The sequence below is a fragment of the Raoultella sp. T31 genome, assembly GCF_002806725.1.
In the GTDB taxonomy this organism is placed as follows: Bacteria; Pseudomonadota; Gammaproteobacteria; order Enterobacterales; family Enterobacteriaceae; genus Klebsiella; species Klebsiella electrica.
In genome coordinates this window covers 161,956-177,759 of the sequence record NZ_PIBO01000004.1, presented here as the reverse complement: position 1 = coordinate 177,759, position 15,804 = coordinate 161,956, and the positions used below count along the sequence as shown (strand labels likewise).

Here is a 15,804-nt window from a genome sequence, read left to right as displayed (position 1 = left end):
TCCTTACTTTTTCTCGGCGAATTCCGCCAATAACGGCCAGCGTTGCAGCGCCGCGGCTAACTGCTCGTGCCGGGAAATGTCGTGGTAATCAATTTCGGGCAGGGAAAATGCCCGGCTTAACGCCAGGAAATCATTTTGAAGGGTGTAACCCAGAGTTGCATCTGAGGGTACTAAAGGCTCTTTTCCTGGCATTTCGCTGTCCATTCAAAAAACACATAAATAAAACCCAATGTGCAATAGGCTCATTCTCAAGCCGCCCATGCTAAAACTGATACCCTTTAAATTCAATGTTAGGTTTACTCTGACGCTTTCGCTAGTAAACTAATTCAGTATGAATCAGGGCTCGCGAGGAACGACGTGAATATCGTTTATACTTTAGGTATTTCATCACTATGGGACGAAGTCTGTCATATGCCCGTCGGGGGCGTGTGGTGGCTGAACGTCGATCGCTATCCTGACGCGGTAAGCCTGCTCAATCAAACTCTGGCGGCCCAGGAGAAAGAATGTAAAGTCGCTGCCATTGTCATGGGTGAAAAACCAAATAAAATCATATCATTAAAAAAGGGTAGCGGCCCGGAAAAAGTGGCATTATTCAGTATGCCTGACCTGACGGCCGGGCTGGAAGAAATGCATCGTGATTTACTGTGCTCCGTCGATCCAGCCAGTTACTTTTTTATTTTGCTATGCGCTGAAAATGCATGGAAAAACATAAAAAGCGAGAAGATGATCGCGTGGGTAGAAAAATCTCACCAGTGGGCTAAATATCATAAGTGTTCCTTATTAATACTTAATTCCGATAATGATATAGACAAACAGCTTTCGCCATTATTACGCGAGTACCGGGCACTTTCCGGGCTGGCGAGCATTCGTTATCAGGGCGATAGTTTTCTGTTTGATATCGCCTGGTGGGGCAGTGAAAAAGGAATGAGCGCGCAGCAGCAACTGACGCTCATCGAGGATGAGGACGGCTGGCGGCTGGCTGAAGAAGAAGAGGCCATGGTGCAGCCGCGCAGCGATGAGAAGGTCGTCCTGAGTAACCTGCGAGTGCTGGAAGGCGCGCCTGCCCTGTCCGAATACTGGACGCTGTTTGATACCAATGACGGCGTATTTAACGCCGCCCGCACCGCGCAGGCGGCAACGCTGTTATTTTCCCTGACGCAGAACGAACAGATTGAGCAACTGGGTCGCTATATTCACACGCTGCGCCGCCAGCGCGGCAGCGCGTTGAAAATTGTCGTGCGCGAACAGCGACCTAGCCTGCGGACGACCGATGAGCGACTGCTACTCAGCAGCGGCGCGAATATGGTTATCCCCTTCAGCGCACCGCTTTCCCGCTGTCTGACGTTAGTGGAAAGCGTGCAAAAACAGAAGTTCACCCGCTATATCCCGGAAGACTTCACCACCCTGCTGACCTGGAGCCAGCCGCTCAAGCTACGCGGTTACCAGAAGTGGGGGGATTTCTGCGCCGCGGTACATAACATGATGACCAACACCATGCTGCCTGCGGACAGCAAGGGCGTGATGGTGGCGCTGCGCCCGGCGCCGGGGCTGCGCGTCGAGCAAGCGCTGACGCTATGCCGACCAAACCGTCTGGGCGATATCATGACGATCGGTAACAACCGGTTAGTGCTGTTTCTGTCATTTTGTCGCGTAAACGACCTCGATACCGCGTTAAACCATATTTTCCCGTTGCCCACCGGCGATATTTTTTCCAACCGCATGGTCTGGTTTGAAGATAAACAAATCACTGCGGAAATTGTGCTGATGCGAGGTATTTCACCGGAACAGTGGAACACGCCGCTGCCGGTTACGATGGAGAAAAATCTCCCGATTAATGCGACCCATGACGGGCGCAGCTGGCGACGCATTCCTCAGCCGCATCGCTTGTCTACCGACGGGGAGAAAACGTCATGATGTCCATCAGCGATATTCTTCAGCTGATCGTACTCTGTGCCCTGCTGTTTTTTCCGCTGGGATACCTGACGCGCTATTACCAGCGCCGAATTCGCACCACCTTACGCTTAATGTTCTTTAAACCTCGTTATGTCAAACCGGCTGGCGTATTACGCCGGGAAGCAACAACTCAGCAAAGCAAAGTGAATAAATGACGAATCCAAAAACAAATGCGACGCCATTGCCGCTTTGGCAATACTGGCGTGGCCTGGCCGGCTGGAATTTTTACTTCCTGGTGAAGTTTGCGCTGCTTTGGGCGGGATATCTTAATTTTCATCCGATGCTCAACCTGGTCTTTCTCGCGTTTTTACTGGTCCCTGTGCCGAAATATCAACTTCACCGGCTGCGACACTGGATAGCTATTCCGATCGGCATTGGATTGTTCTGGCATGATACCTGGCTGCCGGGGCCGGAAAGTATTTTCAGCCAGGGCTCGCAGCTTGCTGGCTTCAGCGCCAGCTATATCTGGGACCTGATAACCCGCTTTATTAACTGGAATATGGTCGGTGCCTTCTTCCTGCTGCTGGTACTGTGGATGTTCATCAGCCAGTGGCTGCGCGTCACGGTGGTGGTCTGCGCCATTATGCTGTGGCTGGCGATCGGCCCGCTGCTTCCGGCCTTTACGTTATGGCCTGCGGGCCAGCCGACGGCAGCGGCGACTACCGTGAAGACGACAACTGCGACGGTGGCCCAGGCGAGCGCCCCTGCCGCCAGCGGCGATATTCCGCCACAAACCGAACCGCCCACCCCGGAGAATTTGACCAACTGGCTGAACGCGTTCTATGCCTCAGAACAGAAACGCAAAACGCCGTTCCCGGAGCAGCTCCCGGCCGATGCCCAGCCGTTTGACCTGCTGGTTATCAACATTTGCTCGCTGTCGTGGTCCGATATTGAAGCCGCCGGGCTGATGGATCATCCGCTGTGGAAGCATTTTGATATTGTGTTCAAAAACTTTAACTCGGCGACCTCCTACAGCGGCCCGGCGGCGGTACGACTGCTGCGCGCAAGCTGCGGCCAGCTGTCGCATTCCAACCTCTATCAACCGTCGGGCAACGACTGCTACCTGTTCGAAAATCTGGCAAAACTCGGCTTCACCCAACAGCTGATGCTCGGCCACAACGGCCAGTTTGGCGACTTCCTGAAAGAGCTGCGTAGCTTAGGCGGGATGCAAAGTCCGCTGATGGACCAAACGGGGCTGCCGGTCAGCCTGCAGGCTTTTGATGGCTCGCCGGTCTATGATGACTTAGCGACCCTCAACCGCTGGCTGGAAACCGAAAATAAACAGGGTAACGCCCGCAACGCCACCTTCTACAACACCCTGCCGCTGCACGACGGCAACCACTTCCCGGGCCAGAGCAAAACGGCGGACTACAAAGTTCGCGCGCAGAAACTCTTCGACGAGCTGGACAGCTTCTTTAGCGAGCTGGAAAAATCGGGCCGTAAAGTGATGGTCCTGGTCGTACCGGAGCACGGCGGCGCGCTGAAAGGTGACAAAATGCAGGTTTCTGGCCTGCGTGATATCCCGAGCCCGTCCATTACCAACGTGCCGACGGCGGTGAAATTCTTCGGGATGAAGGCGCCGCATCAGGGCGCCCCGCTGATGATCGACCAGCCAACCAGCTATCTGGCCGTGTCGGAGCTGGTGGTTCGCGCGCTGGATGGCAAGATGTTTACCGAAGATAACGTGAACTGGCAGCAGTACACCGCCAATCTGCCGCAAAGCGCCGCGGTATCGGAAAACGCCAACGCCATCGTTGTGCAGTACCAGGGGAAACCCTACGTTCAGCTGAACGGCGGAAGCTGGGTACCGTACCCGCAGTAACCCCGTTAATGGCCGCAGGGGTTCTCTGCGGCCATGACTCGCCAGTCCCCTCGCCACTTCGCTCATCTCCTGGCGCCACGCCGGGCGATATCGGCCATGCGATTCAGAGCGATGTCGAAAGCAACGGCTACAGCGTCGGGCAGAAGATGCAGACTGCACTACGGCAAGCCGGGCGAAGGCGGTACGCTTACCGATCGCGCCCTGCCAGCCAGACCAGCAGTTTCAGGCTGGCGGAGTAGTAATCATCCTGAGCGGTAATTTGCGGATCCTCCGGCGTCTCGCCCATGGTCAGGTCGCGAACCGCCAACAGGCCGCCGGTCATGAACCACGGGGAGACGTTATTGGTGCTGACGTTAATCCACGCGGGGGTTTGCAACCGCTGATAGCTCTGGAACCAGTTTTTCCACGGCGTCAGCAGGGGACTCTGCGGATTGGCCCAGGCGAGATACAGCGGGATACGAATCGCGTCATAGCTCATCCGCGGCGGCCACTCTTTCGCCGGCTCCATCCTGCCGTCGGCTTTCAGCGCAACCCAGTCGGTAGGGAGCTGCGTTTTGCCCCATGCCATTTTGCCCAACAGCGCCTGCCCGTCGCTTTGCAACTTACGCCAGGCTACCAGATGCGTACGCGCGGCAAACGCCTGCCATGCCGGGAAGATAAAGTAGGAGGGGTTAAGATTAAGATGGTCGTTGCGGTTAAAGCCTTCGGCGCCAGGCAGCATGACCTGATAACCGGCAAAGGTCACCACCGTATTTTTCAGCAACGATGCGGTAATGGCGTCAGACGCGTTGCCATAGGATTTGTCCCCCCACTGCTGCTGCGCACGCAGCAGCGCCCATGCAATCAGGGTATCGCCGTCGGTCGCATCGTTCTTGTCAGCAATAGGGTCCGGCGCCACAGGATTATAGCGCCAGTAAAAGAGCCCGTTGTCTTTATTGCGCAGCGTTTTATCGGTCCATTGCCACAGCTTGTCGAAGGCCGGCCGATCGTTTTTGGCCACGGCCAGCAGCATCGCGAACCCCTGGCCTTCGGTATGCGAAACGTTACCGTTGCCGGTATCCACAATTCGCCCGTCAGCCATCATAAAACGTGATTTATAGCTTTCCCAGGCGGTGTCTGCCCACGCGCGGGGCAGCAGCACCATCGTCACCATAACAGCGATTACAGCACGCAAAGACATATGTTCACCCGTTATGGATGGAAGTAGAGAAACTGAACATCAGAAACCGAGAACAGCCGCTCACGCTGTAACACCACATGCGCGCCGCCCCCTTGTCCCTGTAGCCAGCGAGAGTAAAGCCCCTCGAGTATGGCACAAAACGCATTGCACCAGGGCACGCGACGCGCATCATCACGACTCAGCGGCAGCGCGCGATGACGTAAACGCAGACCGTCATCGCCCACATCCACGCTGACGAACCCCCACTGAAAGCGGCTGAGCAGCTGGTTGATGTTGACCTCCAGCTGGCCGACGGTTTCTGACTCCGGCAGCGGGTAGCGATCGGCCAGAGCTTCCCCCATCTGACGTAAAAATGGCTGACTCTCCAGCTCGCCGGCGTTGTTCAGCATCCCGTCAATCATAATGAGCAGCAGATCAAACCATCCCGCGGGGGTTTGCTGCTGCTGAAACCAGGCCATGACTTCCGCGTTGTTTTTGTCCGTCATGATCAGTTATCTCCCAACATATAGCGGATATAGAGACCGGCGGTGCTCTCGTTGTAATCACCGAAGGTGTCGTAGCCAATCTGGCCGCCCAGCGTCATCTGTTTGTTCACCTTGTAATCCGCCCCGGCGCGCAGCGTGTAGCCAATGCCGCTCTTCGAGGTCGCTGAATAGTATGCCTCTTTGGCAAAACCATTGGTTACCGCGGTCTCCAGGGTCTGCTGCCATTCAGGATTGGTCGGGAAGTAGGCGCTCTTATCCTGGCTATAGGATTGATAACCCACCGAGCCGCCAAGCTTCATCGTCCAGTTGTCATACTTCTCCGTCAGGTTAACCGGCAGCGAGACGCTTACGTAGTTCTGCGGGCTGAAGTAGCCCCCCTGACCATAGGTGAAGTAGCTCAGGTTTTTCGAGTAATCCATGTAGCTCATACTCAGACCGGCCTGCAGCTGACGATATTCATCATGGTAAGGTCGCAGATAGACCCCGGCGTTGGCGTTGATACTGGTGTTGCTGGCGACATCGCTGCCAATGTAGCTGTAGCCGCCGCCACCGACGTAGAAACCGGCGTCGCCATCGTCGTAGCTGAGCTGCAGGGTTCCGCCATTTTTCGTCACCTGCCCCCAGGTTTTCCCGGAGTAGGTATCTTTCAGCCCGACGTAAGAGAGCAGGCTGTCGGTCAGCGAACGGCGCTCGCCGGTAAAGATCAACGACAGGTAGTTGGTGAGTTTCGGCGACCACTTCACGCCCCCGACCACGGTGTTGAGATCCTGGCCCAGCGGCGTACTGCCGATGTCCACCCGATAATCATCGCCGCCCAGCGCCAGGGCTAATTCGACGCCATTTGCCTTCTGCGCATCCGTCGAACCGCTGGTCTGATCGACATTCGGTTTCTGGTTGGACGAAGCCAGATAGCCGGCGACCCGTCCGGAGTCATAGGTACCAAGTTTCGCCAGATTCTCCATCCCGCTGCGGGTCGTGGCGTTAAAATCTGACGCATCCAACGTCCCCAGCGAACTCAAGGCCAGGGCCCCCGGATGGCTGGCAAAGTACGCCGTACGCTCCGTCTCGGTCATCCCCGTAATCGCCGCCTGCGCGCTGGTGGCGGTGGAAACCATGTTGGAGACCGCATTGGAGAGCGGGTTCGCGCCGTAGCGTCGCCAGGCGTCGCCGCTGGCGGTGCCGGCATTCAACGAAACCGGCGTCACGGTAAAGTCAAAACGCGAGTCGCCGAACGGCGATGAGGACCAGGTCAGCGGCGTTTTCATCTCGGTCAGCTTACTGGTCCCGGATTCGCCGTCGCGGCCACGCACTTCCATGCCGCCCTGCAGCCAGGTGCCGGTTTTATCCTGTAGCGACTCCATCATAGTATCGACCTGGCGCAGCATACGGGTTTGCGCGGTCTCCAGCGGAAGGTCGGGACGCTGGATGCCGGGCAGCGTGGTTCCGCTGCCTGTCGACACCTGGGAAACCTGCCACGGCATATACTGCCCGTAGGCCGACGCCGTTCGCATCGTGGACGGTGTACGGGAGACGCCGACAAAGGGGTTATCCGCCGCCAGCACGCCGCCAACGGTCGGCGTTTGCGCGCTGTTGCTGCTCTGCAGCCCCAGCAGTTTGCCGCGCGCGCTGCGCAGATACGTCATCGCCTGCTGATGGTGTCCCTGCGCTTCCGCGACGCGCGCCAGCAGCAGCAGGCGATCCGGCGTGTTGTCCTGACGCAATCCGCCGGCCAGCTGCGCTGCCCGGTCGTTATTGCCGGCCGACAGCGCGACATCGATAGCGCCGGAGCGCGCCGCCTGATCCGGCGTATCGCGGGTCATCAGGTAGTCATAAACCACCCCGGCTTCTTTGTTCATTTTGCCGCTCTGGTAAAGACGCGCCATCGCGAACATCAGATCGGTATTTTGCGGGTCGCTTTGCATCGCGCCCATCAGCTTGTCATACGCCGCGGCATAGTTGCCCTGCTCCCGCAGACGATCGGCTTCGTTGATCACGTAACCATTGCGGATGCTCGCCAGCTGCGTCGGCGTACTGCTTGCCTGAAGCTGCGGGTTCGCCAGCAGCGTTTGCGCTTCATTGGTCAGCCCCGCCTGATTGAGGACCGCTACCTGATCGGCATAGTCGCCGGCGTTGCCGCTGATTCCGCCGCTGATATTGTTGCGCACCAGCGTTACCGCCGTGGCAACATCGCCGCTCTGCGCCAGCAGTCGCGCCAGTTTACCCACGTCAGCCGGTGCTTTTGGCGGCGTGGCCGACATCGCTTTCAGGGTATTGGAGGCCGCCACCGTGTTGCCCTGGGCGAGATAGTCTTGCGCGGTGGTCAGCTGCAGGTTGTAGTTGACCCGCTGACGCAGGTCGCGCATCTGGCTGGTCTGGCTGGCGGCGGGGATCCGCCCCAGCAGCGTCTGCGCCTGCTGCCAGCCGCCGTTCTCACTGGCAAACAGCGCGGCGGCATAGAGAGCGTTACTGCTGGCGCCGGGGCGATACGCGGCGGCCATCGTTGACGCGGCCTCGCTGTCATTGCCGGATTTTTGCAGCAGGCGGGCTAAGTCGAGACGCATCCAGGCGTCATCCGGGTAGCGGGAGACCCCCTGGCGCAATGTCGCGATAGCGCCGTTGACGTTGCCGCTGTTGGCCTGCTCTTGCGCCTGTCGGCGTAGCGAATCTCCCGGCATACCGGTCACGATGCGCGGCTGTAGCTTTTGCTGCAAACTCTCCGGCAGCGTGCGTAACATCGCCTGCGCTTCCGCCGTTTTATTTTGCTCGCGCAGGATGTAGTAAAGGTTCTCGCGCGCCGGGCCATTTTGCGGCTGCTCGCTGAGCAGCGAGCGCAGCGTTTGTTCCGCCTGAGGGAGATCTTTGTTATGGCGCAGCACATCGGCACGGAACAGTTTGGCCGATGCGCCCCGCGCCCCGCTCTGCTGAACCAGCGGCGCAGAGAGCGCCAGCGCCTGGCTAATATTGCCCTGTTTGTACGCCTGCTGGGCCTGCGCCAGCTGGCCGTAGAATAGCGCATCCGCCGCCTGCTGACGGCGCGCCGCCGAATCATTACCGCCGAGATCCGCCGCCCGGCTTAAATACTGCGATGCGGCCTGGAAGTCACCGTTGCGCTGGGCGATATATCCCATCCCGGCCAGCGCGTCCGCATCCTGCGGGTTGGTTTGCAGCACCTGTTCAAACTGCTGTTTCGCCGCCGTGGTATTGCCGCTATTGAGGTTAGCGAACCCCTGGCCGCGCGCCTGGCCGCTTATCCGCTGGCGATAGTAATTCTGTACTTCGGTATCCTGCGGGTGACGCTGCATCCAGGTATCGTAAAACGCCTGATCTCCCTCCAGCGCCCCCAGCCACAGCAGCGCCTGGCGTAGACCGCTGTCGGCATCTTTACTGCCGCTGGCCATCGATTCCAGCATGGAGATCCCTTCCCGCCGGGTATCTTCCCGCCAGGTCAGCGCCTTGCCTAAGGCGACGCGCGGGGCGTTTTCCTGCGGATGCTGCGCCACGTACTGACGCAGCTCATTAACCGCCTGCGGATAGAGCGTCTTGTCGCTGGCCATGGTCATGTAGTACTCGCCAGCCAGCCCCGGCGGCGGCGTGTTGCCGTTGAACATGCTGCGCCAGGTCGCCAGCGCCGCCGGAATATTACCGCTGCGCGCCTGCTGTCTGGCCAGACTCAGCTGCCCCTGCGGCACCTGAGACAATTTTTTGGCGTTATCCAGCTCCTGCAGGTTCGGGCTGTCTGGCGACGCTTTCGCCAGCCGCGCCCGCCACTGGGCGGCCGTCTGAAGGTCGCCGCCCTGCTGGGCCCACAGCGCCATCAGATACATGGCCTGCGCGTTGTTGGCGTCAACCAGCAGCACTTTCTGCAGCGACTCCATCGCCAGCTCATCGTGCGATTTTTCATGCCAGTAGTTCGCCTGGGCAAACAGCGCCTGCAATGCGGCATCATTGCCCGCCGCCGTGGCATCGCCGAGGGCGCCAAGGGTCAGCGCGCCGGACAGGCAAAGCGTTGATAATCTGCGGGTCGCCCTGCTCTTCATTTTAATGGCTCGTTTCATTGGCTGTCCCCCGAATTCAGACGCTTGCGTGCATGGCGTTTAAACATGGCGGTAAGCGCCAGGCCGATTATCGTTGTCGCGAGCAGTCCCAGCAGCGCAAGCAGACCGGAGTGCTGGTTGGCATACCAGACGGCCATCATGTACCACGGCATCTGCCCGCTAGGGAATGGCGTGCTCACCTGGAAGCTGCGAACGCCATTGTCGCTGGTGATAATCGCCGTATCGCCACGGATACCGGCGTTGATTCGCGGTGAATCAAGGTCGCTTTCCAGCTTCGTCAACTGATCATCGGTGCTGGCCATCGCCACCACCACCGTCCGCTGCGGGTTCCACGGTGAACGATAGCTAATAAAGCCACGCCAGGCGCTGCTGGAGGAGAGATAGCGATCGGCATCGAGGCTGGCGGATGTCCAGTCGCCGGCCAGCCAGCGCTGTATTTTTGAACTCAGTCCCGACTCGCGCACGCCCAGCTGATTATCCGTCTGATAATAAGGAGAATCTTCTAACAAGCGCTGGTTAAACGTTTTCTGATCGAAGGTGCTGACCACCAGCACATCGCGATCGCGCAGGTACTGAAGGCCCGCCCCGCCGCTGGGGACGCCTAAAACAACCCGGTTGTTCGCCAGCGCCGTGCCGGTGGCGTTACCCGAGCGAGCCGCCAGGTTTAACAGCGTGGCGACCTGCGTTTCCGACGGTTTTTCCGCCAGCAGTAGCGTGGTTTGCGAATAATCCGCCAGCCGCGAGAACGGGAACGACGCACCGACGAAATAGGAGAGGTTCGGCAGCAGCGAGAAGTGGCGCGTATTGCTTAAATCAATCCACGAATCATCGGTAATCCGGCTCTTGATATTGCTATTGAGCACCACCGAACAGGGGGCGTTTTGCTTCGGCACCACGTTGAAATAGAGCGACAGCTGGTTATCCCCGTAGATCAGATAGGGCGCCAGCGCAATGGTAAACCGCTCCTGGCGCACATCGCCGCCCAGCTGACGCCATGCTTTCTCCAGCGGCCCCTGCTTATTGAGCGGCAGATTGTGCAGGAAGGTGTTATTGAGCGTCACGCTTAATAACGACTGATCCTCATCAATCCAGTTTTCCGACGGGAAACGGTAGCCAATCTGCAAAGGAATGGTTTGCCCGTCCCACAGATAGAGATCCGGCGCGGCGCGGAAAGCCACGCGCAGCGGTTCATGCCAGACGCCACTTACGGTCATACTCTGATCTTTACGCAGCAGCTCGCTAATTTTTACCGGCCGATCGGTCGGGATCCAGCGCGGGGCATCATACGGCTTGTCGATAGGGATCGCCTGCGGATCCACGCTCAGGCTCGCGGTCTGCGGGGCGATATTACCGCGGGTCAGCCGCCAGGCTGCCGCACGGAGGTCCGCATCGTTTTGCCCGACAATCAGCAGCAGTTTGTAGGTGGGGTTACCCGGGTTATCGACAATCTGCAGCAGCGGTTTATCGGTTTGCGGCAGCGTCAGCCCGCCGACCTGGTCGCCCGGATGGCCGATAATAATGCCGTGGCGCTCCGGTAAACGGTCGCGCAGCGCGCTAAAAGCAATCCCGCGATAATCCGCCTGAATACCCAGCCACGACGAGATCAGCGCTGCGGCGCTGAAGATATCCGCTGCCGATTTCTCCGGATAGGCCACCGCGATATCCGCCGGGGTCATCTGCATGCTGTCAAAGAAGGGACGCGGGAAATGGCTCAAATCATTGCTGAGATTCAGCGGCTGGCTTTCCCACTTAAAACGCGAAGCCGGTAAAATCGTGACTCCCGACGTGTCAGGCGTATTGGGCAGGCACTGCATGTTGTCGCCATCATTCACTTTGAAGCTCAGGTTGTTGCTGGAGACCATCAGCGCCGCCGGAATATCCAGCTGATAATGAGAAATATCCGCCTCGTTGGTGCCCAGCGGCACCGTACCTAAAGGCTGGCCGTTGAGCATCAATTGCAGCGTGGCGTTGCGGGCGGCCATATCCGGCGAGACCTGAACATCCAGCATCAGTTCCGCGTGGGTCACCACCTGGTCTGAAGGCAGCGTAAAAGAGGCGCCACCCTGCTGTTGACCGCCGCTGAGGATAATGCCATCCGGCATCCCCATCTGAGCCAGATTAAGACTGCCCCCGACTATTGAGGTTAACGGCGCGACATCCGCTATTGCCGTTTTGGCCGGTGGAGGCATAACGGGGAGCGAGGCGGCCGGATCTGCCGCCGGTTCGGTTGTCGCGGGGGTCGATGCGATCGATGACTCTGACGCGGCAGAAGGGTCTGCCGTCACCGGAACATCTGGCGCGGACGACGATTCCGCCCCGGCGCTTAACGCAGATTCATCGGCGGGGACACCACCCGTGGTCACGCCCGGTAACGGGAAATTCAGCGGCGCAGAGCGATCGGCCGGCGCCTCTTCACCGTGCAGCGCCGGTATAGAAAACATGCCAGCCAGCAGCGCAAGCGTGGTTAATCGTTTCATAATTGGCCATCCTCCTGCGCGGTACTCGCAACAGGTTTCTGCTGGCGGCGGCTGCGACGTGTTTTCCAGCTCAGCCAGAACAGTTCAAATACGCAGCGTAAAATGGTGACAAACGAACGGAACGGGTTGTCCTGCGGGCGCGGCGGCTTAATCCATGCATCGGCGCGCGCCAGCACCACTCGTACCAGTTCACGGCGCAGAGAGAGAGGAATGTTTTCATCAAACTTAAGGCGAATAAAGCGTTCGTCCGCGATAACCTGTTCGGCCGGAATACAAATCGCGCCGGATTGCAGAATCAGTTCAATCTCTTCGATATCATCCTGCAGATGACGATCGTCCGGGACCGCGACACGGCATCCGCCCATCGACAGGTCTGCGGTATGGCTGCGCGAAACGATGCCGCTGGCGTAGTGAATCAATACCGGAATATTGACGTCGATGCGGATCGTTTTCCGCACCTGGCGGGTTTCCCGCGCGACGGCAATCGCCGCCAGCAGGAAGATCAGGCTGTACAGCCCCCAGCCGACGTTCAGCGCGATAACGTTAGGATCAGAGCCGAAATAGTCATGACCAATGGCCCTGACGATACCGACAATCACGCCAGCCGCGAGCAAACACGCCACCACCAGATGCGGCCTGACGACGGTAAAGTCGAAGTAGCCCACATCCAGCAGCCCGCCTTTGTCGGTCACGTTGAATTTACCGCGTTTGGGGAAGATCATCGTCACCAGCGTCGGCAGCACCAGGTGGAATGCCAGCACGATGTCATAGATTTCCCCCCAGAAGCTGTAGCGATAGCGGCCGTTCATCCGCGAGCCGACATAAATCGCGAGGAACAGATGCGGTAGCGCATACGAGACGATCAGGCTCGCCGAGGAGTAAATAATATTCAGGTTAAACAGCAAATAGGCTAACGGGGCGGTCACAAACACCACCCGCGGCAGGGCAAACTGGTAGTACATCATCGCACTGAGATAACACAGGCGCTGCTGGAAGGTCAGCCCGCGGCCCAGTAGCGGGTTATCGAGACGGAAAATCTGCGTCATGCCACGCGCCCAGCGGGTACGCTGAATGACGTGCACGACTAAACGTTCGGTGGCTAAACCCGCGGCCAGTGGAATGTCGAGAAACGATGATTTCCAGCCCAGACGCTGAAATTTAAGCGCGGTGTGCGCATCTTCGGTGACGGTTTCCACCGCAAAGCCGCCGATATCTTCCAGCGCTTTACGGCGAATCACGGCACAGGAACCGCAGAAGAAGGTCGCATTCCAGTTATCGTTGCCCTGCTGAATCGGGCCATAGAACAGCATCCCTTCGTTAGGGATATTGCAGCCAACGGAAAGGTTACGCTCGAACGGGTCCGGCGAGTAGAAGTAGTGCGGCGTCTGTACCAGCGCCAGCATCGGGTCCTTGAGGAACCCGCCAACCGTCGCCTGCAGGAATACGCGGGTCGCGACGTGGTCACAGTCGAAGACACAGATGAGCTCACCCTGGGTGATGGTCATCGCATGGTTGAGGTTACCCGCTTTGGCGTGTTTATTATCATTACGGGTGATATAGCCAACCCCAACGTCGGCGGCGAATACCGCAAACTCGCTACGTTTACCATCATCCAGCAGGTAAATTTTCATTTTATCCGCCGGGTAATCGATACACTGCGCCGCCAGAACGGTATCGCGCACCACCTCCAGCGGTTCGTTATAGCTCGGAATATAGATATCAACCGTCGGCCATGTGCTCATATCATCCGGCAACGGGACAATTTCGCGCTTCAGCGGCCAGACCGTTTGCAGGTAGTTCAGCAGCAGCATCACCCAGATATAAACTTCCGCCAGAAACAGCCCAATCCCCAGCACCGTCTCAATAGTAGAGTTAAAATGCAGGGTCTGCGTCAGGCGAAAATACATATAACGGGTAGACATCAGCAGCGAAGTCACGACCATAATGACCGAAATACTGCGCTTTTTGCTAAATCCCATTAAAAACAGAATACCGATGCTTAGCAGACCAAAAAGATACTGCTTTTGGCTGTCCATCGGCGTAATAATGACCAGAACGGCAACAGGCGATAGCACCAGTACCAGCAACCAGAAAAGAGACTTTTTCATTCAGCAGCCCTGCAATAAGTTAAAGCCCTGACATACGAGGCTGGCTGTGCACCGTGCCGTCGCCAATTTTAATACCCAACAGCGCAGAGATTTTTTTTGCCATGATTTCAATATCAAAGGCGGCTGCAGAGGAAGAGCTAAAGTCGAGAATCGACTTCTGGGAAGCGTTCGCTTCAACGACGCTCTCATCACGATGGATAATACCCAACAGACGATCGCCCAGTTTATCCTCCATCAGCGCGGTGACGTCACGGCTGACCTGACGGCGATTATCGCTCTGATTCAGCACGAAAAAGTGCCCAAGTTTGTGGTTGAGTTTACCGCCGGTTAAACGCTGCTTTTCCACCTGCGACAGCGTCGACATCGAGGCGGTATCCGCCAGCAGCGGGATCAGGTGCAGATCGGCCAGCGGCGTTAATGCCGTCAGCGCCGGTGAAGGACCTGGAGGCAGGTCGGCGATGATAACTAACCCGGGGTAATTCAATAAGGCCGCCAGCCCACGGGTGAGGAAATGGGGGTCGCTGGCCAGGTGTTCGTCAAAAGCCTGACGCTGTGCGTCGCTGACGTCGCCATAGGGCAGAACAAAGATATTGCTGCCCGCACTCAGCACGCACTGGCTCCAGTCGTGAAGCTCCAGCGCTTTCGCGACATAGCCGCGATCATCGCTCAGAGGGACGCCAAAATGCAGGCGTAGCGCATTTTGCACATCAAAATCGATCGCCAGAACTTTGCTGCCAGCGCGAGCTAACGAATAAGCCAGATTTGCCGCGAGGGTCGTTTTTCCTACGCCGCCTTTGGGAGAACACACGCAAATCAACGGCATGTCGCAATCCTTTCTAAAAGTGATTTCAGCGGCTGATCTTTATTTTTCGCCACCGGTTCAACGGCTTTTACCGCAAATAAATGAGCATAACCTTCAGCCGCCTGCGCAGACGGTACGACCGGACGAACAGCGACCGGTGGTGCTGGCGCAACGACTGGAGCAGGTGCAAAGGCTGGAGCAGGCGCAACGACTGGAGCAGGTGCAACGGCTGGAGCAGGTGCAACGGCTGGAGCAGGTGCAACGGCTGGAGCAGGTGCAACGGCTGGAGCAGGTGCAACGGCTGGAGCAGGTGCAACGGCTGGAGCAGGTGCAACGGCTGGAGCAGGCGCAACGGCTGGAGCAGGTGCAACGGCTGGAGCAGGCGCAACGACTGGAGCAGGCGCAACGGCTGGAGCAGGTGCAACGGACGCGGCCATTGTCGGCGCAGGTTCCGCTGCCAGCGTATTTTCTACCGCCGGAAGAGGGTCATGCGGAGCAGAGGCGGACACCGGGGATGGTATTACCGGAGCCGGGGTTGCAGGCGACAAGGATAACGGCGAGTGCACGGGGTCAGCTTCAACCCAATGAAACATATCCGTAGGGACCGGCTGTGGTATCGGCAACGATACCGACCCTCCCATGGCCAGAGAAGACTCTTTGCTTTCCCCAGGCGAAAGCTGATTGAGAATAACCCAATCTCCCTGTTCTCTGGCGGCGGCGTGTGATGAAAGGTCCTTGAAATCCAGACTTTGCGTACGAGTCTTTTCCTTGAAGCGCTGCAAATCATCATAATGGGTCATGGATAACCTCATGATTCTAAAAAATAATATTTTAGCTGTTTTTATTTTAATACTACGCCTTTAGAGCATAGTTTATTGTATTGTTTTTCATCAACTTAAGTTGGTCAGAATGACCAACAATG

General features: G+C 57.8%; 10 protein-coding genes and 1 pseudogene. 3 read left to right on the top strand and 8 right to left on the bottom strand.

Features of this window, described 5'->3' with window-relative positions; all coding sequences use genetic code 11:
• Positions 1 to 3: 3 nt before the first annotated feature.
• Positions 4 to 192: a cellulose biosynthesis protein BcsR gene (gene bcsR, locus CWM52_RS04535; RefSeq protein WP_100682996.1), complete on the bottom strand. Its 189-nt coding sequence runs from the start codon at positions 190 to 192 to the stop codon at positions 4 to 6.
• 165 nt (positions 193 to 357) lie between these two features.
• Between bcsR and bcsE the strand changes: the two genes are divergently transcribed.
• The 3 genes from bcsE to bcsG are packed head-to-tail and all read left to right on the top strand — an operon-like array spanning position 358 to position 3,775.
• The gene (gene bcsE / locus CWM52_RS04530) at positions 358 to 1,914 is read left to right on the top strand and encodes a cellulose biosynthesis protein BcsE (RefSeq protein WP_100682995.1); all 1,557 of its coding nucleotides are present in this window, start codon (positions 358 to 360) and stop codon (positions 1,912 to 1,914) included.
• On the top strand, positions 1,911 to 2,108 hold the full coding sequence (gene bcsF / locus CWM52_RS04525; protein WP_100682994.1) for a cellulose biosynthesis protein BcsF: 198 nt from the start codon (positions 1,911 to 1,913) through the stop codon (positions 2,106 to 2,108). Before bcsE ends, bcsF begins: the two co-directional genes overlap by 4 nt.
• Positions 2,105 to 3,775, top strand: a complete 1,671-nt coding sequence (bcsG, locus tag CWM52_RS04520; protein WP_100682993.1) for a cellulose biosynthesis protein BcsG — start codon at positions 2,105 to 2,107, stop codon at positions 3,773 to 3,775. Before bcsF ends, bcsG begins: the two co-directional genes overlap by 4 nt.
• Before the next feature lie 187 nt (positions 3,776 to 3,962).
• Here the strand turns inward: bcsG and CWM52_RS04510 are convergent, their stop codons facing one another.
• From CWM52_RS04510 to bcsO, 7 genes and pseudogenes are all read right to left on the bottom strand, one after another.
• Positions 3,963 to 4,955 (bottom strand): glycosyl hydrolase family 8, encoded by a 993-nt coding sequence (locus tag CWM52_RS04510; protein WP_100682991.1) that lies wholly within the window; start codon positions 4,953 to 4,955, stop codon positions 3,963 to 3,965.
• A gap of 11 nt (positions 4,956 to 4,966) precedes the next feature.
• Complete coding sequence (gene bcsD, locus CWM52_RS04505) at positions 4,967 to 5,443, bottom strand: cellulose biosynthesis protein BcsD (protein ID WP_165785340.1); 477 nt, start codon at positions 5,441 to 5,443, stop codon at positions 4,967 to 4,969.
• A complete protein-coding gene (locus tag CWM52_RS04500) occupies positions 5,443 to 9,495 on the bottom strand; it encodes a cellulose biosynthesis protein BcsC (protein WP_100682989.1) in 4,053 nt (1,350 codons plus the stop codon). The genes bcsD and CWM52_RS04500 overlap by 1 nt, the downstream gene beginning before the upstream one ends.
• Complete coding sequence (gene bcsB / locus CWM52_RS04495) at positions 9,492 to 11,972, bottom strand: cellulose biosynthesis cyclic di-GMP-binding regulatory protein BcsB (RefSeq protein ID WP_100682988.1); 2,481 nt, start codon at positions 11,970 to 11,972, stop codon at positions 9,492 to 9,494. Before bcsB ends, CWM52_RS04500 begins: the two co-directional genes overlap by 4 nt.
• The gene (bcsA, locus tag CWM52_RS04490) at positions 11,969 to 14,080 is read right to left on the bottom strand and encodes a UDP-forming cellulose synthase catalytic subunit (protein ID WP_100682987.1); all 2,112 of its coding nucleotides are present in this window, start codon (positions 14,078 to 14,080) and stop codon (positions 11,969 to 11,971) included. Before bcsA ends, bcsB begins: the two co-directional genes overlap by 4 nt.
• Positions 14,081 to 14,099: 19 nt before the next feature.
• A pseudogene (locus CWM52_RS04485) lies at positions 14,100 to 14,892 on the bottom strand (cellulose synthase operon protein YhjQ/BcsQ).
• A gap of 1 nt (position 14,893) precedes the next feature.
• Positions 14,894 to 15,682: a cellulose biosynthesis protein BcsO gene (gene bcsO, locus CWM52_RS27055; protein ID WP_117433771.1), complete on the bottom strand. Its 789-nt coding sequence runs from the start codon at positions 15,680 to 15,682 to the stop codon at positions 14,894 to 14,896.
• Between the last annotated feature and the right edge of the window lie 122 nt (positions 15,683 to 15,804).

What these genes read in the sequence shown, in the direction of transcription:
- bcsR (WP_100682996.1), bottom strand. Translation starts at nt 192, where the DNA reads ATGCCAGGAAAAGAGCCTTTAGTACCCTCAGATGCAACTCTGGGTTAC.
- bcsF (WP_100682994.1), top strand. Translation starts at nt 1,911, where the DNA reads ATGATGTCCATCAGCGATATTCTTCAGCTGATCGTACTCTGTGCCCTG.
- bcsG (WP_100682993.1), top strand. Translation starts at nt 2,105, where the DNA reads ATGACGAATCCAAAAACAAATGCGACGCCATTGCCGCTTTGGCAATAC.
- CWM52_RS04510 (WP_100682991.1), bottom strand. Translation starts at nt 4,955, where the DNA reads ATGTCTTTGCGTGCTGTAATCGCTGTTATGGTGACGATGGTGCTGCTG.
- CWM52_RS04500 (WP_100682989.1), bottom strand. Translation starts at nt 9,495, where the DNA reads ATGAAACGAGCCATTAAAATGAAGAGCAGGGCGACCCGCAGATTATCA.
- bcsB (WP_100682988.1), bottom strand. Translation starts at nt 11,972, where the DNA reads ATGAAACGATTAACCACGCTTGCGCTGCTGGCTGGCATGTTTTCTATA.
- bcsA (WP_100682987.1), bottom strand. Translation starts at nt 14,080, where the DNA reads ATGAAAAAGTCTCTTTTCTGGTTGCTGGTACTGGTGCTATCGCCTGTT.
- bcsO (WP_117433771.1), bottom strand. Translation starts at nt 15,682, where the DNA reads ATGACCCATTATGATGATTTGCAGCGCTTCAAGGAAAAGACTCGTACG.